Origin of the sequence: Mesorhizobium sp. M7A.F.Ca.CA.003.01.2.1 (assembly GCF_003998945.1) — a bacterium.
GTDB classification, from domain to species: Bacteria; Pseudomonadota; Alphaproteobacteria; order Rhizobiales; family Rhizobiaceae; genus Mesorhizobium; species Mesorhizobium ciceri.
Genome location: NZ_RZRA01001016.1, coordinates 1 through 1906, shown reverse-complemented (window position 1 = coordinate 1906; position 1906 = coordinate 1). Strand labels below are relative to the sequence as shown.

2 protein-coding genes are annotated in these 1906 nt (G+C 61.8%); one reads left to right on the top strand and one right to left on the bottom strand.

Translation table 11 applies throughout. The features are described from left to right. Nucleotides 1-1043: dihydroxy-acid dehydratase (gene ilvD / locus EN969_RS29040; protein WP_127419623.1), on the bottom strand; the 1043-nt coding region annotated here is incomplete at its 3' end. A 253-nt stretch (nucleotides 1044-1296) separates the two neighbouring features. On the opposite strand from ilvD, the gene EN969_RS29035 reads away from it, so the two are divergent. Continuing rightward, nucleotides 1297-1767 (top strand): VOC family protein, encoded by a 471-nt coding sequence (locus EN969_RS29035; RefSeq protein WP_063170452.1) that lies wholly within the window; start codon nucleotides 1297-1299, stop codon nucleotides 1765-1767. The last annotated feature ends 139 nt before the right edge of the window (nucleotides 1768-1906 follow it).

Sequence of the window (1906 nt, the reverse complement as noted above, 5' to 3'; positions counted from 1 at the left end):
TCGCGGTTGAGCAGGCCGGCATTGTCGAGCTGGCCGAGGATGGCCATGATGCCGCCGGCGCGGTGGACGTCTTCCATGTGGACGTCGGACTTGGCGGGCGCAACCTTGCACAGCACCGGCACCTTGCGCGACAGCGCGTCGATGTCGTCCTGATCGAAATCGATCTCGCCCTCATGCGCGGCAGCCAGGATATGCAACACGGTGTTGGTCGAACCGCCCATGGCGATGTCGAGCGTCATGGCGTTCTCGAAAGCGCCCTTCGAGGCGATGTTGCGCGGCAGTGCGGTTTCGTCGTCCTGTTCGTAATAGCGCTGGGCGAGATCGACGATCAGGTGGCCGGCCTCGACGAACAGACGCTTGCGGTCGGCATGCGTCGCCAATGTCGAGCCGTTGCCGGGCAGCGACAGGCCAAGCGCCTCGGTCAAACAATTCATCGAATTGGCGGTGAACATGCCCGAGCAGGAGCCGCAGGTCGGGCAGGCCGAGCGCTCGATGACCTTGACGTCCTCATCGGAGATCTTGTCGTCGGCGGCCGCGACCATGGCATCGACCAGGTCGAGCGCCTGCGTCTTGCCGGCGAGCACCACCTTGCCGGCTTCCATCGGACCGCCGGAGACGAAGACGGTCGGGATGTTGAGGCGCAACGAGGCCATCAGCATGCCGGGCGTGATCTTGTCGCAATTGGAGATGCAGACCATGGCGTCGGCGCAATGCGCGTTGACCATGTATTCGACAGAATCGGCGATCAGCTCGCGCGACGGGAGCGAATAGAGCATGCCGTCATGGCCCATGGCGATGCCGTCATCGACGGCGATGGTGTTGAATTCCTTGGCAACGCCGCCGGCCTTTTCGATCTCGCGCGCGACCAATTGGCCGAGATCCTTCAGATGGACATGGCCCGGCACGAACTGGGTGAAGGAGTTGACCACCGCAATGATCGGCTTGCCGAAATCCGAGTCCTTCATGCCGGTGGCGCGCCAGAGGCCGCGAGCGCCGGCCATGTTGCGGCCATGGGTGGTGGTGCGGGAACGATAGGCAGGCATGTTTTTTCCTTGGTGGCTGGCCGCAGCCCAGGGGTTGGCGCGGCGGAGCTGAATTCGGACCGCAGGCGTTATAGACGCGCAAGTATGGTCTGGCCACAATTTTGCAATGCGCCAGATTCTCTCAAAAAAATGCGTGGCACTGTCGGATGGCGCGCTGCATGTCCGTCCTTGGGCAGACGGCAAGGAGATGGCACCATATTCGGAGTCAGCCGTTTCACAGGAACAGCGACCGAAACAGCACGAGGAGCACGACATGCAAAAGATCACCACCTGCCTGTGGTTCGACGGCCGAGCCGAAGAGGCCATGAACTTCTACGTCTCCATCTTCAAGAATTCCAAGGTGCTGAGCGTGATGCGTTGGCCCGAAGGCCACGCCGATGCAGGCAAGGTGTTGGTGACCACGTTCGAACTCGACGGCGTGCAGTTCCAGGCGCTCAATGGTGGACCGCAGTTCAAGCACAGCGAAGCGATGTCGCAGTCGATCGACTGCAAGACGCAGGAAGAGGTGGATTACTTCTGGGACAAGCTCATCGAAGGTGGCGGCCAACCATCGCAATGCAGCTGGCTGAAGGATAAATTCGGCGTCTCCTGGCAGGTTGTGCCGGAGCAGCTGCCGCGCCTGCTTCTGGATCCGGACCGGGCCAAGGCCGGCCGCGTGATGTCGGCGATGATGCAGATGAGCAAGATCGACATCGCCAAGATAGAGGAAGCTGCCAGAGGATAGTCGAGGGTCGCGCCGCCCCTCATCCGCCCTTCGGGCACCTTCTCCCCGTGAACGGGGAGAAGGAAAAAGCGCGACTTACGCCGCTCTGTCGCGGACCTGATAGTCCTTGATCGTGGCAAACTTGATCGCCTTCCAGCGC